1 protein-coding gene is annotated in these 238 nt (G+C 34.0%); it reads right to left on the bottom strand.

All coding sequences use genetic code 11. From position 1 onward, the window contains the following. Positions 1-238, bottom strand: a 238-nt coding sequence (locus SB725_RS33745; protein ID WP_410923763.1) for a hypothetical protein, incomplete at both ends; no start/stop codon positions are given.

Raw genomic sequence — 238 nt, 5'->3', positions numbered from 1 at the left:
CTAACACCATCCCCAAAGTTATCTCCAAAGATAACTGCGGGAGAAGCTTCTGAGCCTATCCAAGGTGTAAAAGGATACCTGTAATAATCGAAAATATATTCATTTTCTGTTTTTTCATAGTTTGAAAACTGATATTCAATTCCTTGCTTATCTTTTATAATAATAGACTGTATAATATTAGTTCTACTCCCTTGTGGAAGAATTGCAGGGTTACCTATATATGCTATAATCCGGTACC

The sequence above is a fragment of the Pseudomonas sp. SIMBA_041 genome (assembly GCF_046535095.1).
GTDB lineage: Bacteria > Pseudomonadota > Gammaproteobacteria > Pseudomonadales > Pseudomonadaceae > Aquipseudomonas > Aquipseudomonas mucoides.
Note: the sequence above shows the minus strand (reverse complement) of the source record. Positions and strands in the feature narration are given on the sequence as shown.